Genomic DNA, 21,450 nt, shown 5'->3' with positions numbered 1-21,450 from the left:
ATGGCCGCGCGTCGGTGCGTCATCAAGAAGGATTGTCATGTCCAAAGAATTTGACGTCGTCGTGATCGGTGCCGGCCCGGGCGGCTATATTGCCGCTATCCGCGCCGCACAGCTCGGCAAGACCGTCGCATGTATCGAAAAATGGAAGAACCCGGCCGGCGCGCTGAAGCTCGGCGGCACGTGCCTGAACGTGGGCTGCATTCCGTCGAAGGCGCTGCTCGCTTCGTCGGAAGAATTTGAAAACGCTTCGCATCACCTCGCTGACCACGGCATCTCCGTGTCGGACGTGAAGGTCGATATTTCGAAGATGCTGGCCCGCAAGGAAGGCATCGTCGAGAAGATGACGAAGGGCATCGAATTCCTGTTCCGCAAGAACAAGATCACGTGGCTCAAGGGCCACGGCAAGTTCACCGGCAAGACGGACGCCGGCGTGCAGATCGAAGTGAGCGGCGAGGGCGAAACCGAAGTCGTCACCGCGAAGAACGTGATCATCGCGACGGGTTCGAAGGCACGCCACCTGCCGAACGTGCCGGTCGACAACAAGATCGTCGCCGACAACGAAGGCGCACTGACGTTCGACACCGTGCCGAAGACGCTCGCCGTGATCGGCGCGGGCGTGATCGGCCTGGAACTGGGCTCCGTGTGGCGCCGTCTGGGCGCTGACGTCACGGTGCTCGAAGCGCTGCCGGAATTCCTCGGCGCGGCGGACCAGGCACTCGCGAAAGAAGCCGCGAAGCAGTTCAAGAAGCAGGGCCTCGACATTCACGTCGGCGTGAAGGTCGGCGAGATCAAGGCGACCGGCAAGAACGTGTCGATCGCCTACACGGACAAGGACGGCAACGCGCAGACGCTCGACGCCGACCGCCTGATCGTGTCGATCGGCCGCGTGCCGAACACCGAAAACCTCGGCCTCGAGGCGATCGGCCTGAAGGCGAACGAGCGCGGCTTCATCGACGTCGACGATCATTGCGCGACGGCAGTGCCGAACGTGTACGCGATCGGCGACGTGGTGCGTGGTCCGATGCTCGCGCACAAGGCGGAAGACGAAGGCGTGCTGGTCGCGGAAATCATCGACGGCCAGAAGCCGCATATCGACTACAACTGCATTCCGTGGGTGATCTACACCGAACCGGAAATCGCGTGGGTCGGCAAGACGGAGCAGCAGTTGAAGGCCGAAGGCCGCGAGATCAAGACGGGCCAGTTCCCGTTCATGGCGAACGGCCGCGCGCTCGGCATCAACAAGGCGGAGGGTTTCGTCAAGATGATCGCCGATGCGAAGACCGACGAACTGCTCGGCGTGCACATCATCTCGGCAAACGCATCGGACCTGATCGCGGAAGCCGTGGTGGCGATGGAGTTCAAGGCCGCGTCGGAAGACCTCGGCCGCATCTGCCATCCGCACCCGTCGCTGTCCGAAGTGATGCGTGAAGCTGCGCTGGCTGTCGACAAACGCGCGCTGAACATGTAATGCATGCGGTCGGCTGACCGCACCTTGCATCGCACTCCAAAGGCGGGCGGGTTCAAACCCCTCCGCCTTTCTTTTTTGCTGCAACACCATGAACGTCACCGAATACTACGAAAAAGAACTACAGACGCGCGGCTATCAATCGGACCCGGCACAACGCGCGGCGGTCGACCGTCTGCAGCGGTGCTTTGATGAGTGGACCGAATACAAGTCGCGTCGCTCGAACGCGTTCAAGAAGCTGATCATCCATCCGGATCTGCCGCGCGGCGTGTACATGTGGGGCGGCGTCGGACGCGGCAAGAGCTTCCTGATGGACAGCTTCTTCATGATCGTGCCGGTGCAGCGCAAGACGCGTCTGCATTTTCACGAGTTCATGCGCGAAGTGCATCGCGAACTCGAAGACCTGAAAGGGCAGGCCGATCCGCTCGACGAACTCGCGCGACGCATCGCGAAGCGTTACCGGCTGATCTGCTTTGACGAATTCCACGTCTCCGATATCGCGGATGCGATGATTCTCTACCGTCTGCTCGACAAGCTGTTCGAGAACGGCGTGCAGTTCGTGATGACGTCCAACTACGATCCGGACACCCTGTATCCGGACGGCCTGCATCGCGACCGCGTGCTGCCCGCAATCGAGTTGATCAAGTCGAAGCTCGACGTGATCAACGTCGACGCCGGCATCGACTACCGGCAGCGCACCCTGGCTCAGGTCGAGGTGTATCACACGCCGCTCGGCGCGGCCGCCGACAAGGCGCTGCGCGACGCGTTCTCGCGTCTCGCGGCCGTGCCGGACGAAAGCCCGCTGCTGCACATCGAGAAGCGTGAACTGAAGGCGCTGCGCCGCGCGGATGGCGTCGTGTGGTTCGATTTCGCGACGCTGTGCGGCGGCCCGCGCTCGCAGAACGACTACCTCGAACTGGCGAGCCGCTTCCATGCCGTGGTCCTCTCGGGCGTGCCGCAGATGACGCCGCGCATGCAATCGGAAGCCCGGCGCTTCACCTGGCTCATCGACGTGTTCTACGATCACAAGGTCAAGCTGCTGATGTCGGCCGCCGTGCCGCCGGAGGAACTGTACGTCGACGGCCCGATGGCGAACGAGTTCACGCGCACCGTGTCGCGGATCGTCGAAATGCAGTCGAAGGAATATCTCGATGCGCCGCGACGTATTGTCGATACGTCGCTGACATAGGCGTATAGCGGTGCCCGGCGCGCGGACAAAACCGCGCCGTATGCGCGCCGCACGGATGTCTCGCAGGTCATTTTCGAGATTCAGACTCTTCTGATTTTCGCGTACGGGCTGTCTCTATATCTTCTCTTTACGGTTCTGATAAAGGAGAAGCCCGTGACACCTTACCGCGATATTAACGACGAAGAATGGCAATGCATCGCGCCGATGCTGCCTGAACTGCGTCCGCGCTCCGAATTGCGCGGACGGCCTCTTGCCAACACACGCTCCGTGCTGAACGGCGTGCTGTGGGTGATCTGCAGCGGTGCGACGTGGTCGGCGATGCCGCGTCGCTACCCGTCTTACCAGACGTGCCATCGCCGCTTCAAGGTGTGGCATGAGTCCGGTGTGCTCAAGCGCGTGATGGACTATCTGTACGACGCCGGCGCTGAAGATCTCTACGTCACGATGCAGGCCCGCATGCGCGTGCATGCGAATCCCGAACAGAAGACCGCGCGCCTCGGGAATGGTTTTCCGCAGCGTCCTGCCGGTGTGTTGCATGCTCATGCATCGAATGAAAGTGCTGTTGTGCAAGCCGCTTCGCAGGTTCCACCCGCCAGGTTGCCCTACAAGCACGCGGCATGACGAAACCCACGTGTTTTGACCCAGCCGGGAAAGCAGCAAAAAGCGGCCGACGATCACTACCGTCGGCCGCTTTTTTTCGCCTGGAATCCGAGCTTTGACGCGTGCCACGCGCCGTCTGTTACTGCCGTTATTTCATTGCTGGCGAATCCACGTCTGCGAACGTCCGAGCAGTGACACACCGATATAGCCGCGCACCACCAGTTTCTGGCCGCCGTCTTCCAGGTGCATCTTGCACTTGTATAGCTTGCCGTTTTCCGGATCGAGGATGTGTCCGCCGTCCCAGCCGTCGCCATCTTTCTTCATGTCGCTGATGATCGTCATACCGAGCATCAGTTGGTCCTTGCGCTCGTCCGTGCAGGCGGTGCAGCGGCGCTCCGGGTCGTCGTTCGGGCCGAGGCCCTTGATGATCTTGCCCGTGAGGTTGCCGCTGCCGTCAGGCGTGATCTGTATCAGCGCTTTCGGTTGACCGGTGTGGTCGTCGATCGTCTGCCACGTGCCGACTGCGGTTGCGCTCTGCGCCATCGCTGCAACGGCGCCCGCCATCAGGACGCCAGCCACGGCAAGATGTTTCGCCGACTTCAGCGCCACAGCGCGGACGCGCCGCGTCAGATGCGTCAGTTGAGTCATTGTCTTCCTCCTTGTTGAAAATCGTCGCGACCGGAGTCGCGCGGCGCCATGGTGAGTGTCAGGCGACGCCAGGCCTTGAAAAGGGTCCGGGCAGAATACGTGAAAGCACCTCCGCCGTTTGATAGTGGACCCTCTAATAAAGCAAGGTCGGCATCGTCGATACGGATCGTGTGCTGCATGGCGAGTTTCGATCTGCAGCGCGTCCGTGCTCGACGGCGGCGCGCTGATCCTGCGCGACTGGCCGGCCGCGGATGGCATCCCGGTGAGGGGGCGGTGCCGCACCGTGTGATCGGGACCCGGCGATGATCCGTCCGGGTGGTCGCATATCGTGCCGCTCGGGGTATTCGTGCTCGCGCTCGCTCACAGCGGTCAGCCGGTGCCTGCCGGCAGCGCGGCCGAAATAGCCCGTTGACCGCAGCAAGCGGAATATGCCGAACCCGTGCGTGACCGCCGCACTTGACAGCCACGGCAGGGCTGGCTATGCCGGGGCATCGCGCAGGCCTCGGCATCGACCGGAAAGTGTTGTGAGACGGGATACGAAAGCACCAAATTTATGATGAAAAACCCGAAACCCGTGAAAGTGGGTAATAATGAGATGGATGAGCTAAAACAAATGTTCGAGCACAAAAAAACATGGACCATAAGTCAAAAGTTCGCCACCTGAAGCGGGTCGGGTTGGCAGGGCTGGTAGTAATCGGGGGAATGCAGGTTGTTTGCGCACAGACGAGTCCCGAGCCTGTCGCAAGCGAAACCACCGCGCTGCCCGCAGCGGATCCTGGTGTGGATCCTGCCGCGAGTTCCGTGCTTTCCGCTGCGCCCGCACAGCCGGTCGTGCTGACCGCCGACGAGGCGAAGCAGTCCGCGACAGGTAATGTCGCCGAGCTGCAACAGATGATGCACGGATCGGAACTCAGCGAACTACGCACGACCCATAACGGCAGTTACGGCGCGAGTCTGCTCTTCTACGGCAAGGAGATGACGTGGTATGTCGCCTTGTTCCAGCAGAAGAATTTCTGGCGCGTGATCAAGACGTCGGATGAAGGTCGCGCTGAAGCGATCTATCGCGACTTCGCCCGTCAGACCGTTCAGCTTTCCGACGTCGAGATCCGACGCACGCGGCTCGACGCACAGAAGGCGTTCACGGAACGGATGGTCGCGGAGTCGCAGGACCGCGCGAACCGCCTCCAGGCTGACCTGACCGTTGCACGCCAGCAACAGGCCATCGTCGCCGACCAGCAGAAGCAGAATCGTGACGAAGCCGCCGCGCTGCAGACGCAGAAGCTCGCCGCCCAGGCACAGTTGCGCACGACGCAGCGTCAGGTGCGCAACCTGCAGCGTCAGCTGGAATCCGGTCTGCCGCTTTCGCGTTAATCGCATGGCACCCGGCGCGGCGCTGGTCGCGCATCATGGGTCGTCCCGACCGTGTTTTAACGCGCTTCAGTCAGATATTGGACTCGCTCCGTCCCGGTTCGCCGGACGGGGCGTGTTCCGTTTACGGCTGGTTTTCCGGTCAAGCTTCGTCGCGGTCTTGCGTCGCCGCGTCGTGCGGTTGATGCGCTGCTGACCGATGCCGCAGCGGCGCCTCGGCTCGCCATGGCACCGGACTCCAGCGCGCCGCCACGCTACTGCGTGCCCGCGGCTTCGGCCCGCGCGAGGCTGCGCCGCGACACGCTCTCCCATACTGCAACGACGATCATGACGATGGTCGTGAGGCCACCCGTCATCAGCAGGTCGGTGTGCAGCGCGAACGGTGACACGATCGCGAGCAGGACGAGCCCGATCCAGTGCGACAGCGGAAACCCGCCATACACGACGCGCTTGTACAGCCCGTTGCCCACGATAAAGAGCGCCGGGCCACCGGTGAGCAGCCACGCTGTCGCGGAGGCGATGTGCTCATCCGGATGCAGGATCACGAGATCGTCGGCCGCCGCGCAGACGATGACCCCGGCGATCAGGATCACATGCACGTAGTGGAAATACGCGGCCATGAGCCCCGGTTCGCCGGAGCGTCGGATCGCCCGGCTTCCGGCGCTGCTACTCGTGTCGAAGTACACCCACCACATCGCGACGCTGCCGAGAAAGCACACCAGGAACGCGATGACGGTGGGCGCGCTCCATGCCTCGATGTCCGACAGCGTGCCGCCGGTCACGAGCACCGATTCGCCCAGCGCGAGTATCACGAACGCCTGGCAGCGTTCCGCGATATGGCCGCCTTCGGCTGAACGCCAGTCTGCCGCGCCCGAGCGGCCGAGCCCCGGCAGCGGAAAGCCGAACATGGGCGACAGATACTCGCAGAGCACGGCAAACGCCCAGCATGCGAGACGCTCGGGCCCTTCGAGAAACCCGCCCGCGATCCACGCGATACCCGAAATCACGAGCCATCCGCAGATGCGCCGGAAGTTCGCCGTCAGCGCATGCTGGCCGCCCAGAAAGCGCAGCACGACGATGCTTCGGCCCACCTGGATCGTCACGTAACTGATCGCGAACACGAGCCCGCGCTCGCCCCAGGCGAGCGGCAGGCTGGCCGCCATCACCATGCCGACCAGCATCACCGCGAAGAGCAGCAGCCGCACCGGAATGCGCTCGGGATCGAACCAGTTGGTGACCCAGCACGTGTACTGCCAGCCGAGCCAGACCGCGAACCAGAGAATGAGCGTCTGTAGCGCGCCGAACGCATTCAGGTCGTGGACGAGCCGGTGCGACAGCTGCGTGACCGCGAATGCGTAGATCAGGTCGAAGAACAGTTCGACATAGGTAACCCGCGCTTCCTGACCGTCGCGTGGACGCAGGAAGCGGGCAGTGCCGTTCGGCATGGTGTCGTTCCTTGTGCTGAAACGCTCGTGGATGCTCGTGGACGTGTGCGGTTGCGCGTGCCGCTCATCGCCAGCTGCGCGGACCCGGCCGGGGGCAGGCCATGCCGTGTCGCAGCATTCAGCGCGTGCGCGCGGTGGCCCGGTCAGCGCAACTGGCGGCCAGCATCCTTCGGCGCCTTGCCTTCATCCTCTTCGGGATGGACCGCGACCGGATCGCTGGCGGGGAAGGTTTCCTCAAGCGCCTCGTCGAGCCGGTCGTCTGTCGGATCGACTGGCTCCGGCGCACGGGGTTTGGGTTTCGACATGATGGTGCTCCGCTCGAAGAAGTGGAACACCCAGCATAGCGCAAAGGCGTGTGCGGCGAACACCTGGCCGTCCGGCCATCTCCGCGTCGCATGCCGGTGCCGGCGTCACGGATGGCCCGCTCGAAGACGCCTGGCGGAAGCTGAAAAATCGCGCCGCATCGCTCGTCTTCGGTGTGTCACGGTGATGGCACAAGCTGGTGTCATTCGCGTCGACATACGGACAGGGCGACTCTGACATGCACATGAAAACGAAGGGGCCGGCGCAACGCGTTCATGCCTCGCACGTGGTGGAGGCGGAACTGGCGCATCTGGAATGGGCGACGCGGCAACCGGTCGACCGCACGCTGAGCCCCGACTACTGGCAGCGCCGCGTACTCGCGGTGAAATGCAGGTTTGAATTGACGCCGCAGCAGGGGCAGCGCGTCGAGGTCATCCTGAAGCGGATCGAAGCGACCCTGCAGCGACTCGACAATCGGCCCCGGTGAGCGCCGGCCTTTCGTATTGCGCGTAACGCGGAAAGACCGGCCATCCGGACAGGTTATTCGTTGCCGCTATTGTTGTTGCCGTCACCGTTGGCGTTGCCGAAGAGGCGCCTGCGACGCGTCACGACGACCGGGCCGTCCGAAGCGGGACGATCCGGCGGGGCCGACGAACTGCCCGGCCCCGATCCACCGCCCGCATCCGGAGCAGACGAAGAAGACGGAGCGCCCGAGGAGGAGCCCGAACCATACGGGCCACGCGGCTCACGGGGTTCACGGTGGTCGCGCGAGCCGTGCGGCCCACGCGTGGTGTGTTCGCCATGCGACGGCCGGCCCGCGCGCGGCGCCGGACGGGTGCCGGTGTCAAGCTGGATGGTCGAGATGGCACGTTTATAGATGCCCTGCAGGCCAACGGGCGTGCGCAGCATCACCAGGTACTGATCGAACGACTCGATGCATCCCGTCAGGCGGATGCCATTGACGAGATAAATTTCAACGCGCTTTCTTTCTTTGCGCGCTGCGTTCATGAAGTCGTTTTGCGGATGCGATTCTGCGGAAGGCATGGGCGATTCGGAGGCGGGCAGCGATGCGCCGCGGTCAGTTATAAGAATGGCTACTCGCCGCGATTCTACCCTGTACCGGATACAAACGCGCTGTGCGGGCGGCCTCACGCCCACTATAACGACTTGCGCGCCCGGAAGCATCCCTTAACGCAGGGTGTAACGTGTGGTTACGATTTATCGCCATCCCGCAGGCGAAATGACGCACCGCGACGACCGATGATGGCCGGTCACGGGTGGCACGGGGTGTGGGTAACGCGTTGCCGGAATAAAAGCAGGGCGCGCAACGTTAAGTCTGCATGGTGAGCGCCGGATGATCCGGCGCATCCAGCCCGACGGGATCCGCGATGTCCGCGACACCCGACCCAACCTGGGCGAGCCCGCCGGTGCGCGCGACCGCCGCACGTTCCGCGGGGCGGCGCACGCGCCGTCCAGTGCCCACCCGCAGGAGACGACTGATGAACATGCCTCGCATTCTTTCCGCTGCACTGACGGTTCTCGTACTCGCGCTTTCGTCGCTGACGGCGGCGTGTGGCGACATGGGCGCCTCGGGCAGCGGCACGTCGAGCAGCGGCAGCAGCGGCAGTAGCAGCGGCGGCTACTGATTCCGTGCTGCGTCTGAACGCCCGACGGGCGAGTTTCGAAGCCGATGTGATTTCGTGGCTCCCGCAGCTGCGCCGCTATGCGCGCGCGCTGACGGGTGACCTCGCGTGGGCGGACGATCTGGTGCAGGACACCGCGGAGCGCGCGCTTGCCCGCTGGACGGCGTTCCGTCCGGATACGAACCTGCGCGCGTGGCTGCTGACGATCCTGCGGCATCTGTACATCGACCAGCTGCGGATGCGCCGCGAGATCGCCGTCGACGACGAAAGCGCGCCGTGGCGAAACATGGAAGCGCCGCACGGCGAGGTCGACGGACTCGTGCTGCGCGATGTGCAGCGGGCGCTGTATTACCTGCCGGTCGAGCAACGCGAGGTTTTGCTACTGGTGTGTATCGAAGAACTGTCGTATCAGGAAACATCGACGGCGCTCGGGGTGCCGATCGGTACGGTGATGTCACGGTTGTCCCGCGCGCGTGAACACATGCGAGCCCTGCTGACCGAAGGCCCGGTGCGCAAAACCCCGCCGTTGAAAGTCGTAAGAGGCGCGTGATGACAAACGACGAAGAACACGATCACGTTCACGATCCTGATTGCGCATCCGGACTGGATCTGCACGCGCTGTCGGCGCTCGTCGACGACGAGTTGCCCGAAGGCGCGCGCGCGGCGCTCCTTGAACGGCTCGGGCACGATCCGGATGCGGCCAGCCGGGTCGCGGGTTACCGGGCGCAAAAGGCCGCGTTGCAGGCGCTCGGCGCATCGGCGGCGCACAACAGCGCGCCGCAGGTGGTCGTTTTGCGTCCGCACCGGCCGTGGTGGGGTCAGGCGGGCATCGCCGCGTGCTGGCTGGCGGCGGGCGCGAGCCTCGCGCTGACGCTTGCGCCGCTCGCGCCGCGTCTGATCGGCGGTGGGAGCGCCGAGCCCGCGTTCGCGCAGCGCGCCGATATCGCTTACGCCGTCTACACGCCGGAGCGCCGGCATCCGGTGGAAGTGGCCGCGGCCGAGGAGGAGCATCTCGTCACGTGGCTCTCGAAGCGGCTGAACCGGCCGCTCTCGGTGCCGTCGCTGCAGGAGTATGGCTATACGCTCGTCGGTGGCCGGTTGCTGCCGGGCGAAGCGGGGCCCGCGGCGCAGTTCATGTACGAGAATCACCAGGGCGCGCGTCTGACGCTTTACGTCACCGCCACGCGCAAGGGTGAAACGGCGTTCCGCCTGTTCCGGGACGGCAACCGCCGCACGTTCTACTGGGTGAGCGACGAAATGGGCTACGCGCTTTCCGGACCGATTTCGGAAGGCAAGCTGCGCACCATCGCAATCGACGTGTGCAGCGAACTCGGCGGGCGGCCGGAGTCATGGCAATAGCGCGTTTTTTACGAGCGGCGCTGGCAACCCGACGACACTGAAGCAACGCAACGCACAGCGGGGAACGGGAGCATACAAAGACAGGACCACGGGGATCAGCAAGGACGGCGACGCAAGCCGTCAAGGCAGGGCAGCATCATGCGCAATCTTGTTGGACTGGGAGCGGTGCTGGGTATTTGCATCGCATGCACGACGCCGGTGGCGTCACAATCGGTGGCGGACGATCCGCTGAACGATCCGGCGCTGACGTGCCGCACTGTCGTCGGCGAGGCACAGATCGACGGCGCGGCGCAGCAGATTGTCGGACGTGCGTGCCGGCAGCCGGACGGCACCTGGCAGATCGTGCAGGACGCCGACGGCAGCGAGGCCGCCATTTACCCCGTTCCTCCGTATCCGTACTATCCGTATTACGACCCGTGGTACTGGGGGCCGCCTGTCGCGATCGGCGTGGGCGCTTCGTTCATCTTCGTCGATCATTTTCACCACTTCCATCACATGGACCACGTCCACTTCGGACATCCAGCGTTTGGCATGGGCATGCATGGCGGCTTTCACGGCGGCTTTCATGGCACAGGTGGCGGCTTCCACGGCATGGGTGGCGGTTCTCACGGCATGGGCGGCATGCGGCCAGCCGGCGGCATGTCGGGCGGACGGGGGCGACGTTAGCGGGTGACGTCACGCTCCGTTCGTAGCGGCGGTTGCGCGTGCCGGTTGTGATGCCGGCTGCCGGCCGCCTGCATCGAGGAGGGTGACTTGGACCGCATATTGCCGCCGGGTGTATCCGGGGCGAGCTTCGAGCGCGCGCTCGCGGCGTGGGCGTCGATTGTCGGCGCCGCGAACGTCGTGTCGTCGCCCACGGGGCTCGCGTCGTATCGCGATCCGTTCGCGCCCGGCAACGCGTTTGATTTCGCCGCATCGGCTGCGCTGTTGCCGGCTTCCGTCGATGAAATCCGCGCGGTGTTGCGCGTGGCCACCCGGTTTCGCATTCCACTGTGGACCGTTTCGACCGGGCGCAACTTCGCGTACGGCGGCGCGGCGCCGCGTCTGGCCGGCTCGGTCGTGCTCGACCTGCAACGGATGAACCGCATCATCCATGTCGATGAATCGCTCGCCTATGCGCTCGTCGAACCGGGTGTCAGCTATTTCGATCTCCACGCGCACCTGCGCGACAGGGGTTACCGGCTGTGGGTCGATCCGCCCGCGGCGGGCTGGGGCAGCGTGATCGGCAACACGCTCGAACGCGGTTTCGGCTACACGCCGTATGGCGATCACGCGGCGACGCAGTGCGGCATGGAAGTCGTGCTGGCCAGTGGCGACGTGGTGCGCACGGGCATGGGCGGCATCGAGCCCGGCACGTCGTGGCAACTGTACAAGCCCGGCTACGGGCCGTCGTTCGACGCGATGTTCATGCAGTCGAACTTCGGCATCGTCACGAAGATGGGCGTGTGGCTGATGCCGGCGCCGCCTGCGTATCTGCTCGGCGAATTCCAGTTTCGCAACGAAAGCGATCTTGAGATGATCGTCGAAACGCTGCGGCCGCTGCGGCTCGACGACACGATCCGCAACCACGCGGTGATCGAAGGCGCGATCCGGCGCGCGGCGGGTCTTGCGCCGCGCTCGCAGTATTACGACGGTGCGGGGCCGATGCCCGAGAGCGCGGTTCTCGCGATGATGGACCGGCTGCACATCGGCCGCTGGAACCTGCATTTCGCGCTCTACGGCAACGAGGAGGTGATCGACGCGCAGTACGCGAGCGTGCATCGCGCGTTTGCGCGGGTGCCGGGCGCGGTGCTGTCGGCGGCGCGTTACGCGGGCGATGCGCAACCGGCCGGCGGCGGCGACCGCAACCTCGCCGGCATTCCCGCGATGAGCGCGTTTCGCATGCTCGACTGGCGCGGCGGCGCGGGCGCGCATGTCGATTTCTCGCCAGTGTGTCCGGCAACCGGTGGCGACGCGATGCGCCAGTACACGATGGTGAAAGCGCGCGCGGCGGAATATGGCTTCGATTACTACGGTGGCTTCACGGCAGGCACGCGCCATCTGCATCACATTTTCGCGATCATTTTCGATCGCGACGACGCGCGGCAACCCGAAATCGCGGGCGACCTGCTGCGCGCGTTGATGAGCGACGCGCGGGCCGCGGGCTACGGCGAATATCGCGCGCACCTCGCGTATATGGACTTCGCCGCGGCGCAATACAGCTTCAACGATGGCGCGATGCTGCGGCTGTCGGAGACGGTCAAGGACGCGCTCGATCCCGCGGGCATTCTGTCGCCGGGCAAGCAGGGCATCTGGCCGCGCGCATGGCGCGACCGGCGGGGCTATACGTGAGCGCGTGAGCGCCTGCACGCGTGGGTGCGGCTGACGCATGAGCAGGGAGACGCAGATGGACCGACGTGCGTTCATGACACACAGCGTGCTGCTCGCCGCGGCGTGCGCACCGCCCGCGTTCGCGCACGCGATCCGCACGCCCGGTACGCTTGCCGTGTACGACTCGACGCTCGCAGAGGGCCGCGCGCTGGCGGAACATGCGGCGCGAAGCGGCTTGCCCGCGTTCGACACCGGCGAGGATATCGGCGCGCTATGGTACGCGACGCTCGCGCCGTACGTCGTGCAAAAGGGCGGCTTGCTGATCGGCGTAACGCGTCGCTCCGATTATTTCGTGTTGACGCAGTTCATTGCGCACACGACGGGCGCAGTCGCTTTACAGCAAGACATCTCACGCAGCCTGGTGTCGACGCGGACATCGCACTTCGTCATCGACTGCGCAATCCGTCCGGGCGACGTGACACGCAACACGCGCACCGCGACGGGCGAAGTCTAGAATCTGTAATCCGGATTTTTCGGGTCGAACGTGGCGTCGTCGAAGGTCTTCGGCGTGACGGTTTCGAAGACGATTTTCTCGAAGATCCGGCCTTCGTTGTCATAGGACTCGGCGCTGCGAAACCACGGATGCCGCAGATCGAGCCCGAGCGTTTCCTTCTTTGCGTAGAACGCGGGCTGCCCGCTCGGCGCTTCGTAGGTGAAGGCAACGACGCGCACGCCGTCGAGGGTTTCCACCTCGATCCGGTTCGGCCGCGTAATGCCGGCTTCTGCGAACTTTCGCGCTTCCACGACGAACTGCTGCGCGATGTATTCCGTTCCGAGATCGCGCACCTGATGATTCGACTGGGCTCGCGCGAATGCGCCGTTCAGCGGTGTCCACAACGACACCGCTCTTAAGATGCCACCAGGGTGGCCGTACATTTCGTCGCTGCGTTTCGACTCGTCGTAGATGACTTCCTGGCCCGCGTGCGCGCCGTCGGGCAGCCATTTCGCGTAGATCCGCAGCGGCTCGCGCGAACGACGCACCAGCATGTGATCGGGCGTGTCGGGCCACACGCCCCGGATGCGTTCCTGTCGCGCCATCGTGAATTCATACGACGGATAACCGTTTGGCCCTTCCTTCACGTAGCGCGGCACGGTCTGCGAATCGAGCGACTGGAACAGCGCGAGCAACTGCGCGTCATCGAGTTGTTCGAGCGCGCCGCTTTGCGATGCGCGGCGCAGCCAGCGCACCTGCTGATCGACGGATAGCCGGCCGACCTGCGCCGGCGAAATGGCAGAGGCCGTCGCGCCAACAGAGGAGGGCGGGGGCGTGCCGCCCTGCGCGCGGGCAGCGCCCGCCACGACGCCCGCGCAAACCAGCACTCCGCATGCGGCGAGCCGGATGCGTCGTCTGGCAAATCCGGCATCGAGTACGGTGCGCGTCGGTCGATACTCCGGATACGTCATTCCGCTTTCTCCCGAATCGACGCCGGCGCGCGCGGTTTGCCGTGGCGCGCTTACTCCGGCTTCTGTTTCGCGAGTTCCTCGTCGCGCAACTGGCGACGCAGGATCTTGCCGACGTTGGTTTGTGGCAGCGCGTCGCGGAACTCGACCACCTTCGGCACCTTGTAGCCCGTCAGCAGCTTGCGGCAGTGCGCGATGACCTGCTCCTGCGTGAGCGTGCGGTCGCGCGGCACGATGAACACCTTGATGCGCTCGCCCTGCGCGGCATCGGGAATGCCGATGGCCGCGACTTCGCGCACGCCCGGATGCATCGCGATCACGTCTTCCACTTCGTTGGGGTACACGTTGAAGCCGGACACGAGAATCATGTCCTTCTTGCGGTCGATGAGGCGCATGAAGCCGCGCGAATCCATGACGCCGATGTCGCCGGTGGCGAGCCAGCCGTCTTCGTCGAACACCTTCGCGGTTTCCTCCGGACGGTTCCAGTAGCCCTTCATCACCTGCGGACCCTTCACGCACAGCTCGCCCGCTTCACCGACGTTCGCCCACGTGTCGTCATCCTTTCTGAAGCGCACCTGCGTGGAAGGCGCGGGCAGACCGATCGAGCCCTCGAAGTCGCGCATGTGCTTCAGGTCGACCGGATTCATCGAGACGATCGGCGAGCATTCGGTGAGCCCGTAACCCTCGATGATCGACTGGCCGGTCACCGCCTTGAAGCGATCCGCGACGGCCTTCTGCGTCGCCATGCCGCCTGCCATCGCGAGCTTCAGGTTCGAGAAATCGCGCTTGCAGAACTCCTCGTTTTCGAGGAACGCGTTATAGAGCGTGTTGACCGCCGTGATGCCGGTGAATTTCTCGTGGCGGATGACCTTCATCACGCGCTTCACGTCGCGCGGATTCGCGATCAGGATGTTGCGCCCGCCGAGACCCATGAAAATCAGCGCGTTCACCGTCAGCGAAAAGATGTGATAAAGCGGCAGGGGCGTGAGCACGCTTTCGGCGTCGCCCGTCAGCTGACCGGCAGACCACGCCTTTGCCTGCAGCAGGTTCGCGATGATGTTGCGATGCGTGAGCATCGCGCCTTTCGCAACGCCCGTGGTGCCGCCGGTGTATTGCAGGAACGCGATGTCGTCATGCACCGGACGCACGGGCGTGAGCGGGCGCGTGTAGCCGGTGGCGAGCGCGTCGAGCAGTTTCACGGCTTGCGGAATATGCCAGGCCGGCACCAGTTTCTTGACGTGGCGCAGCATGAAATTGATCAGACGGCCCTTGAGATTCAGGCCATCCCTGAGCAGGTCGCCGAGCCCCGTCACGATCACGTTCTGCACCTTCGTGCCGGGCAGCGCTTCTTCGAGCACCTTCGCGAAGTTCTCGAACACGACGATCGTCTGCGCGCCGCTGTCCTTGAGCTGATGGGCGAGTTCACGCACCGTGTAGAGCGGATTCACGTTCACGACCACCGCGCCGGCCTTCAGCGCGCCAAAGAGCGACACCGGATACTGGAACGTGTTCGGCAGCATGATCGCGACGCGATCGCCCGGCTTCACGCCGATGCCCTGCAGGTACGCGGCGAACGCGGTGGCCTTGCGAGCGAGTTCGCCATACGTCATCGATTCGCCGACGCTCACGTACGCCACGCGCTCACGGAACTGCGCGACGCATTCGTCGAAGAACTGCACGAGCGACGCGTACTGGTTGACGTCGATTTCGTGCGGCACGCCGGCCGGCCAGGAGTCGAACCAGAGGCCGTCGGTGTTCGGCGCTTTCGCTACCTTCGATGTGGGTTCGCTCATGGCTTCCTGCGAAGAGGTTGCGCCTGCCGAAGGCGGTTGCGTGGTCTGGGTCATCGCTTGTCTCCTGAGTGTGGCTGTGTTTTTGTGGTTGTCATTTTAATGCTCACCGCGGTGCCGCCAGCGCCCGGGAATGGCAACGGTGCGCTGGTCGCCCGCCGCGCAGGTTGAAGCGGGTGGGACATGCCCGGCTCCTTCAGGTCGTGCCCTGATTATCGATCGATTCAGATAGATGCGGCAGATCGTGTGTGCCAGCTGCTGTAAAGCAATAACGAAATACCGGGGCGTTGATTCCACGATTTTTCCGCGACGTAACGCGTGGCATGGGCGTTCATTGCAGCGTCCACTGAAGCCGGGTGCGTAAATGTGGCTTTTTGCCGGCACTGTCGCGCACTTCGAACTCGCGCGCGGCGGGCGCGGCCGTTTTCCGGGCGCACAGCGCCGGGCGGCGTGCCGAGGCGGAAGGGCTCGACCATCGTCAGGCTCCGATCAGGCTCTGGCCGCACACGCGCACCACCTGGCCCGTGATACCCGCGGAGCCCGGGTGCGCGAGCCATGCGATCGTCTGCGCGACGTCGACCGGCTGGCCGCCCTGGCTCATCGAATTCATGCGACGTCCTGCCTCGCGGATCGCGAACGGTATCTTCGCGGTCATCTGCGTTTCGATGAAACCAGGCGCGACCGCGTTGATCGTGATGTGCCGCTCGCGCAGATGCGGCGCCATGCTCTGCACGCGTCCGATCACGCCGGCTTTCGACGTCGCGTAGTTGCTTTGCCCGGCATTGCCCGCGATGCCGCTGATCGACGACACGCCGATAATCCGTCCGCCGTGGCGCAGCGTGCCGGCTTCGAGCAGCGCATCGTCGATGCGTTCCTGCGCCGCCAGATTGATATCGATGACGCTGCGCCACGCGGCTTCGGTCATCTTCGCGAGGGTCTTGTCCTTCGTGACGCCGGCGTTGTGTACGACGATGTCGACGCCGTTTTCATCGAGCGCCGCCGCGAGTTGCGCCGGCGTTTCCGGCGCGGCGATGTCGAAGGCGAGGGCGGTGCCGTTCAGCGCGCGCATCGTCTGATCGAGCGCCTCTTTCGCGGACGGAATGTCGACGCCAATCACCCGCGCGCCTTCGGCCGCGAGCACGCCTGCAATCGATGCGCCGATACCGCGCGCCGCGCCCGTCACCAGCGCGCGGCGACCCGCGAGCGGCTGCTTCCAGTCGAATACGGGCAGCGCGTGCGTCACGGCGTCGATGCGCACGACCTGGCCCGACACATACGCCGAGCGCGGCGACAGGAAAAACCGCAGCGTGGCTTCGGTCAGCGCTTCCGCGCCGGGCGCCACGTGAATCAGGTTGGAGGTGATGCCGCGACGCGCTTCCTTGCCGAGCGAACGCGTGAAGCCTTCGAGCGCGCGCTGGGCGGTCCATTGCCTTGTGGTTGCGCACGCTTCCGGCGGCCGGCCGAACACGACCATACGCCCGCACTTATCCAGCGAGCGCAACGCGTCGTGAAAGAACGCGTAGAGCGTATCGAACTGCGTGACGTCTTCGATGCCACTCGCGTCGAACAGCAGCGCGCTCATGCGGCCTTGCGACGAACCGCTCGCAACCGGTTCGAAGCGACCGGTCATCACTCCGTGTCGTTGCGCGAGGGGAATCCATAAGCCCGCGCTCTCGTGTGCGACGCCCGTCATGCCGGTGCGCGCGATCATGCCGGCGAGCGCTTCCAGCATCCGCGGCTGCGGCCCCGCGCCCACGGCGATCAGTCCTTCGAACTCCGGCTGGTCCGCGCGATAGCGGCGCAGCACCTCGGGCTTCGGCAGCCCGAGCGAGCTTGCGAGCCGCGCGCCAAATGGCGAGTTGACGAAGTTCAGGTAGGCGTCGGTCATCGTCCGGTTCCGCGGTGTGTTGTGTTGGCGTTCATTGTGGGCGAGGCGTTCCGCGCGCGGCGGGACGCGTGTTTCGAGCATGAGGATCAAGCCCGGCACTCGCGAGGAAGAGCGCAACGATAAGCCACGGCATGACGAATTCTCCCTGTTTTCAAGGTGCGCCCGGGCGAACGGCGTGCGTGTTCTGGATCGCCCGGCCATCGGACCTTTAACTGTCAGGCCAGATGGTTCACTGCGTGTTCGACTGTACAGGCGGATTGTGTCGACGTGTGCGGCGGCGGACCGTCGGCGGTCGTGCCGGAACCCACGTTGTCGCGCGCGCTGAACGCGCCGGCAGCGCCCGCGTCCAGGTCAGCAGGCGACGTGCCTGGGCATTCGGGTTCAATGTCGTCTAACGGCAAGCTGGAGTGTGGATGGGTGCCACTAAAAGTGCCGATCACCGGTATTTGCTGCGCTGCGATAACACAGGCGTCAGGCGTTGCGCAAAAGAAAAGGCCGTTCCGGGTGAAATCGGAACGGCCTCGTATGGCGGGCGAAAGCAGCGCGGGCGCAGCCTGTTGCCGGGTATGCATGGCCGGCAACAGGCCGGAGCCAAGGAGCGCTCAGTGAAGCGCCGCGACCTCTTTGGCTGACTGGGTCATATCGATGCCGCGTCGTTCGCGGCTAAACAGGATCAGCACGGCGATCACGATGGCGACGGTGCCCGCGACGAGTGCCATCGGCAGCGCGTAGTTGTTGCCATGCGCTTCCGCGAACTTCGCCTGCATGGGTCCGTTGATCGCAGCGAGCAGGTTGCCGAGCTGGTAGACGAGACCGGGGAAGGTCGCGCGGATGTCGTCCGGGGAGATCTCGTTCAGATGCACCGGAATCACGCCCCACGCGCCTTGCACCGAGATCTGCATCAGGAACGCGCCGGCGGCGAGCATGAGCGGACCCGTCGAGAATGCCCACGGCAGGAGGGCCGGCAGGGCGATCAGCGCCGCGATGAAGATGGCCCGCTTGCGGCCGATCTTTTCAGAGAGCGCGCCGAAGAAGAGACCACCGACAATCGCGCCGACGTTCAGCACGATGCTGATGTTCTGCACGATCTCCGGACCGAACTTGTGCTGCACGCGCAGGAACGTCGGGTACAGATCCTGGGTGCCGTGTGAGAAGAAGTTGAACGCCGTCATCAGCACGATCGCATAGATCGACAGCTTGACGTTCTGCCGCAGCGTGGCGACGAGGCTGGGACGTGGCCGCTGCTGCATCGTTTGCCACGCGGGCGATTCGGGCACGTGCGCGCGAACGTACAGCACGAGCAGCGCGGGCAGCACACCGATGAAGAACATGCCGCGCCAGCCGATGTACTGATAGAGCTGGCCGAACACGAGGGACGCGAGCAGGTAGCCGCTCGGATAGCCCGCCTGCAGCAGGCCGGACACGAAACCGCGCGAGCGGGGCGGAATGGTTTCCATGGTGAGCGCCGAGCCGACGCCCCATTCGCCGCCCATCGCGACGCCAAAGAGCGTGCGCAGGACGAGCAGGGTGGCGAGATTCGGCGAAAAACCCGACAGCAGTTCGAGCAGGGAATAACACGCGATGTTGACCATCAGCGTGGGACGGCGGCCGAACCGGTCAGCGAGCCGTCCGAAGATGAGGGCGCCGATGGGTCGCGCCATCAGCGTCAGGAAAATGGCGTAGGTGACGGACGATATTTCCGTATGAAACTCGGCGGCGATATCTTTCAATATAAAAACCATCAGAAAGAAATCGAATGCGTCGAGTGTCCAGCCCAGATAGGCGGCAATCGTGACGTTTCTCTGTTCCCGGGTCCAGCTCATCTCGTTGTTCTCCTGTTCCACAGTACCCCGCATACATGCGACGCGGTCTCCGGCGTGTCTCGCATGCCTCATGGGAGCGGGCTTCGCAAAAGTGTACGCCGGCTGTTAAACGGATGCGTGATTCGGACTCTCCTTTTCATGGCAATCCCCAGGTAAATTCGTATTCAATACAAACCGGAATGATTTATTGTCGGCAATATGAAATATTTGTATTGATTTAGATATATTTATTTATGTGATTTGTAATGTAACTGGCAGCGTATTTCCGGGCGGCGCGCGGTCTTCCTGGCCGCCGGCCGGGCGCGCCGTCTTGTTCGCCAGCAAACATACGGGGGAATACGCGCCGCTTACGATTTCATGACATATCGTCTGCGCGTTGCGGGACCACGACGGATTCCCAGGCGCGCGCGAATGCAGGGGGGATATTCATGAGCAGTATTTTTGCCGCGAGCGGTAACGTCGTTGCATCCCGTGATATCGGGTTGAGCCTGCAGCAGATCCTGTTTCTCGGCACCGTGGTCCTCGCCGGCGCATTGTTCTGGGTAGCGCCGCGGCCGCCGATGGGCGACCTCGCGCAACACGCGGGCCAGGTGGCGACGCTGCGCGATCTGCTCGACGGCACGTCGCCGTGGACGAATCTCGTCTACATCAATTACTTCACGCCCTATCTGCTCGGCTACGCGATTGCAGTGGCGCTGTCGTTCTTCATGCCCGTGCTGGTCGCGATGAAGCTTTCGCTGACGCTCGCGTTCTACGCGTTCATGCTGGGCTGCGTGTGCCTGCGCAGGCGCTTCAATGCCGATCCGCGTCTGGACTGGCTGTGTGTGCCCGGCTTCTTTGGCTTCGCCTTCCAGTTCGGCTTCTTCACGTTCCTGATGGCGGCGCCTGTCGGCCTGTTCTTTCTGGTCGTGGCGAGCCGCTTCGCCAATGCGCCCACGCATGCACGGGGCGCGGCCGTCGTCGGCATGGGCGTGCTGGCGTTTTTCTCGCACGGGCTTGTATTCGCGTTCGCCTGCGCGACGGGCGGCGCGCTGGTGCCGGTCATGCTCAGGGGGATGCGGCGCATCCTGCTCGCGTCAGTGCCGTATGCGCTGCTCGGCGCGCTGGCTCTCGTCTATATGTTGTACGTGAAGCAGCACCACCTCGTGACGTGGACCGGCGAGCCGCACACGGGCCCCAACCTGGTATGGGACTGGACGAACACGTCGTGGGGCTGGCACCGCAGCTTCAATTTTCTGCTGTACGTGTTCGCGGTGCAGATGAAAGACGGGTACTTTCTGCTCGCCGGCATGTTCATGCTGGCCGCGCCATGGCTCATGGGCGCGAGGCTGAACCGGAAGACCCCGGCCGCCTTCGTGCCGATGCTGGCGATGCTCGTCGTCTGGGTGCTGGTGCCGTCGGCCGCGCTCGATGTCGAGTACATGTATCACCGCTTCGCGCTGTATCTGCTGCCGGCGTACGCGTTGATGTTCGCCCGCCCCGACGTACACGACGAAAGCGCGAAGCGCGGCAACACGCAGGCACCCCATGCGCGTTTCTTCATGCGAATCGCGCCGGTCGCATTGATCGCGATCTGCTGGTCGTTTTTCGGTGTGCTCGCCGAGCGTGAAGCGCGCTTTGCAGCAGCGAATGCGTCGTTCGAGACCCTGCTTGAGGTGACCGAGCCCGGGCAACGCGCGCTGAGTCTCGTCTACGATCCAGCCAGCACGATCGTTCACAACCCGTACACGCTGCACGGCTATCCGCAATGGTATGAAGCCGAGCAGCAGGGGTTCGTCGATTTCAGTTTCGCGTATCTGCTGCCGCAGATCGTCCGGTTCAAACCCGGTCATGTGCCCGCGATGAGGCCTGAATTCTCGATGTCGCCGGAACGCTTCGACTGGAAGGCGGTGCAGGGCAGCGTTTACCGGTACTTCTTCGTGCATCACGTGAGGCCGCTTCCCGAACACATGTTCGACAACGACGAATGTCAGGTCGTGCTGCGCGCCGAGGCCGGCGACTGGTCGCTGTTCGAGAGTATCGGATGCCGTCAGACAGCGCTTGCAGGGCAGCCGGCATCCGGGTTCGTACGTCGGCGCACAGATGCCGGTCGTCTCTTCTCCTAGAGTGGCGACATGTCCGTCTTCCTGCGCGCAGGCCCTTGTCGTGCATATGCGGC

General features: G+C 64.2%; 22 protein-coding genes. 12 read left to right on the top strand and 10 right to left on the bottom strand.

What is annotated here, in order from left to right:
• Positions 1 to 37 precede the first annotated feature (37 nt).
• The 3 genes from lpdA (at position 38) to BLV45_RS12940 (ending at position 3,275) form a co-directional block, all read left to right on the top strand.
• Positions 38 to 1,468, top strand: a complete 1,431-nt coding sequence (lpdA, locus tag BLV45_RS12950) for a dihydrolipoyl dehydrogenase (protein ID WP_090533506.1) — start codon at positions 38 to 40, stop codon at positions 1,466 to 1,468.
• An 88-nt stretch (positions 1,469 to 1,556) separates the two neighbouring features.
• On the top strand, positions 1,557 to 2,654 hold the full coding sequence (gene zapE / locus BLV45_RS12945; protein ID WP_090533504.1) for a cell division protein ZapE: 1,098 nt from the start codon (positions 1,557 to 1,559) through the stop codon (positions 2,652 to 2,654).
• 153 nt (positions 2,655 to 2,807) lie between these two features.
• Entirely contained in the window at positions 2,808 to 3,275 is a 468-nt protein-coding gene (locus BLV45_RS12940) for a transposase (protein ID WP_090533502.1), read from the top strand.
• A gap of 132 nt (positions 3,276 to 3,407) precedes the next feature.
• On the opposite strand, the gene BLV45_RS12935 is transcribed toward BLV45_RS12940, so the two are convergent.
• Both BLV45_RS12935 and BLV45_RS27035 read right to left on the bottom strand, forming a co-directional pair.
• On the bottom strand, positions 3,408 to 3,902 hold the full coding sequence (locus tag BLV45_RS12935) for a DUF2147 domain-containing protein (RefSeq protein WP_407671004.1): 495 nt from the start codon (positions 3,900 to 3,902) through the stop codon (positions 3,408 to 3,410).
• On the bottom strand, positions 3,899 to 4,081 hold the full coding sequence (locus BLV45_RS27035) for a hypothetical protein (RefSeq protein ID WP_143130418.1): 183 nt from the start codon (positions 4,079 to 4,081) through the stop codon (positions 3,899 to 3,901). Before BLV45_RS27035 ends, BLV45_RS12935 begins: the two co-directional genes overlap by 4 nt.
• 454 nt (positions 4,082 to 4,535) lie before the next feature.
• Here BLV45_RS27035 and BLV45_RS12930 point away from each other — a divergent pair, with 454 nt between their 5' ends.
• Positions 4,536 to 5,273, top strand: a complete 738-nt coding sequence (locus BLV45_RS12930) for a DUF2968 domain-containing protein (RefSeq protein WP_090533500.1) — start codon at positions 4,536 to 4,538, stop codon at positions 5,271 to 5,273.
• 251 nt (positions 5,274 to 5,524) lie between these two features.
• Here the strand turns inward: BLV45_RS12930 and BLV45_RS12925 are convergent, their stop codons facing one another.
• Together BLV45_RS12925 and BLV45_RS27535 are read right to left on the bottom strand one after the other, a co-directional pair.
• Positions 5,525 to 6,715 carry a low temperature requirement protein A gene (locus tag BLV45_RS12925; protein ID WP_090533496.1) on the bottom strand — a complete coding sequence of 397 codons (1,191 nt, stop codon included), beginning with the start codon at positions 6,713 to 6,715 and terminating at the stop codon, positions 5,525 to 5,527.
• A gap of 143 nt (positions 6,716 to 6,858) precedes the next feature.
• Entirely contained in the window at positions 6,859 to 7,020 is a 162-nt protein-coding gene (locus BLV45_RS27535; RefSeq protein WP_176954155.1) for a hypothetical protein, read from the bottom strand.
• Positions 7,021 to 7,262: 242 nt separating this feature from the next.
• Between BLV45_RS27535 and BLV45_RS12915 the strand changes: the two genes are divergently transcribed.
• The gene (locus BLV45_RS12915; RefSeq protein WP_407671003.1) at positions 7,263 to 7,505 is read left to right on the top strand and encodes a hypothetical protein; all 243 of its coding nucleotides are present in this window, start codon (positions 7,263 to 7,265) and stop codon (positions 7,503 to 7,505) included.
• A 53-nt stretch (positions 7,506 to 7,558) separates the two neighbouring features.
• On the opposite strand, the gene hfq is transcribed toward BLV45_RS12915, so the two are convergent.
• Together hfq and BLV45_RS27530 are read right to left on the bottom strand one after the other, a co-directional pair.
• Positions 7,559 to 8,062, bottom strand: coding sequence for an RNA chaperone Hfq (hfq, locus tag BLV45_RS12910; protein WP_090533492.1), 504 nt, complete (start codon positions 8,060 to 8,062; stop codon positions 7,559 to 7,561).
• A gap of 286 nt (positions 8,063 to 8,348) precedes the next feature.
• A complete protein-coding gene (locus BLV45_RS27530) occupies positions 8,349 to 8,525 on the bottom strand; it encodes a hypothetical protein (RefSeq protein ID WP_176954154.1) in 177 nt (58 codons plus the stop codon).
• Here BLV45_RS27530 and BLV45_RS27525 point away from each other — a divergent pair.
• The 6 genes from BLV45_RS27525 (at position 8,518) to BLV45_RS12885 (ending at position 12,844) form a co-directional block, all read left to right on the top strand.
• Positions 8,518 to 8,664, top strand: coding sequence for a hypothetical protein (locus tag BLV45_RS27525; RefSeq protein ID WP_176954153.1), 147 nt, complete (start codon positions 8,518 to 8,520; stop codon positions 8,662 to 8,664). The genes BLV45_RS27530 and BLV45_RS27525 overlap by 8 nt on opposite strands.
• A 13-nt stretch (positions 8,665 to 8,677) precedes the next feature.
• On the top strand, positions 8,678 to 9,211 hold the full coding sequence (locus BLV45_RS12905; RefSeq protein WP_090533885.1) for a sigma-70 family RNA polymerase sigma factor: 534 nt from the start codon (positions 8,678 to 8,680) through the stop codon (positions 9,209 to 9,211).
• Positions 9,211 to 10,020 carry an anti-sigma factor family protein gene (locus BLV45_RS12900; protein WP_090533490.1) on the top strand — a complete coding sequence of 270 codons (810 nt, stop codon included), beginning with the start codon at positions 9,211 to 9,213 and terminating at the stop codon, positions 10,018 to 10,020. The genes BLV45_RS12905 and BLV45_RS12900 overlap by 1 nt, the downstream gene beginning before the upstream one ends.
• A gap of 138 nt (positions 10,021 to 10,158) precedes the next feature.
• Positions 10,159 to 10,686, top strand: coding sequence for a hypothetical protein (locus BLV45_RS12895; RefSeq protein ID WP_090533488.1), 528 nt, complete (start codon positions 10,159 to 10,161; stop codon positions 10,684 to 10,686).
• Positions 10,687 to 10,773: 87 nt separating this feature from the next.
• Positions 10,774 to 12,351 (top strand): FAD-binding protein, encoded by a 1,578-nt coding sequence (locus BLV45_RS12890; protein ID WP_090533486.1) that lies wholly within the window; start codon positions 10,774 to 10,776, stop codon positions 12,349 to 12,351.
• A gap of 55 nt (positions 12,352 to 12,406) precedes the next feature.
• Entirely contained in the window at positions 12,407 to 12,844 is a 438-nt protein-coding gene (locus BLV45_RS12885; protein WP_090533484.1) for a hypothetical protein, read from the top strand.
• Here the strand turns inward: BLV45_RS12885 and BLV45_RS12880 are convergent.
• The 4 genes from BLV45_RS12880 to BLV45_RS12865 all read right to left on the bottom strand — a co-directional run bounded on the left by BLV45_RS12880 (position 12,841) and on the right by BLV45_RS12865 (position 19,292).
• A complete protein-coding gene (locus BLV45_RS12880) occupies positions 12,841 to 13,794 on the bottom strand; it encodes a DUF1571 domain-containing protein (RefSeq protein WP_090533482.1) in 954 nt (317 codons plus the stop codon). The genes BLV45_RS12885 and BLV45_RS12880 overlap by 4 nt on opposite strands.
• A gap of 50 nt (positions 13,795 to 13,844) precedes the next feature.
• Positions 13,845 to 15,584, bottom strand: coding sequence for an AMP-binding protein (locus BLV45_RS12875; protein ID WP_245753252.1), 1,740 nt, complete (start codon positions 15,582 to 15,584; stop codon positions 13,845 to 13,847).
• 475 nt (positions 15,585 to 16,059) lie between these two features.
• Positions 16,060 to 17,469 carry a 3-oxoacyl-ACP reductase gene (locus BLV45_RS12870; protein WP_090533884.1) on the bottom strand — a complete coding sequence of 470 codons (1,410 nt, stop codon included), beginning with the start codon at positions 17,467 to 17,469 and terminating at the stop codon, positions 16,060 to 16,062.
• Positions 17,470 to 18,071: 602 nt separating this feature from the next.
• Positions 18,072 to 19,292: an MFS transporter gene (locus tag BLV45_RS12865; RefSeq protein ID WP_090533479.1), complete on the bottom strand. Its 1,221-nt coding sequence runs from the start codon at positions 19,290 to 19,292 to the stop codon at positions 18,072 to 18,074.
• 428 nt (positions 19,293 to 19,720) lie between these two features.
• On the opposite strand from BLV45_RS12865, the gene BLV45_RS27520 reads away from it, so the two are divergent.
• Positions 19,721 to 21,397: a hypothetical protein gene (locus BLV45_RS27520; RefSeq protein ID WP_176954152.1), complete on the top strand. Its 1,677-nt coding sequence runs from the start codon at positions 19,721 to 19,723 to the stop codon at positions 21,395 to 21,397.
• The last annotated feature ends 53 nt before the right edge of the window (positions 21,398 to 21,450 follow it).

The sequence above is a fragment of the Paraburkholderia sartisoli genome, assembly GCF_900107685.1.
GTDB lineage: Bacteria > Pseudomonadota > Gammaproteobacteria > Burkholderiales > Burkholderiaceae > Paraburkholderia > Paraburkholderia sartisoli.
The sequence above is the reverse complement of the archived record's forward strand: the minus strand, read 5'-3'. Positions and strand labels throughout refer to the sequence as shown.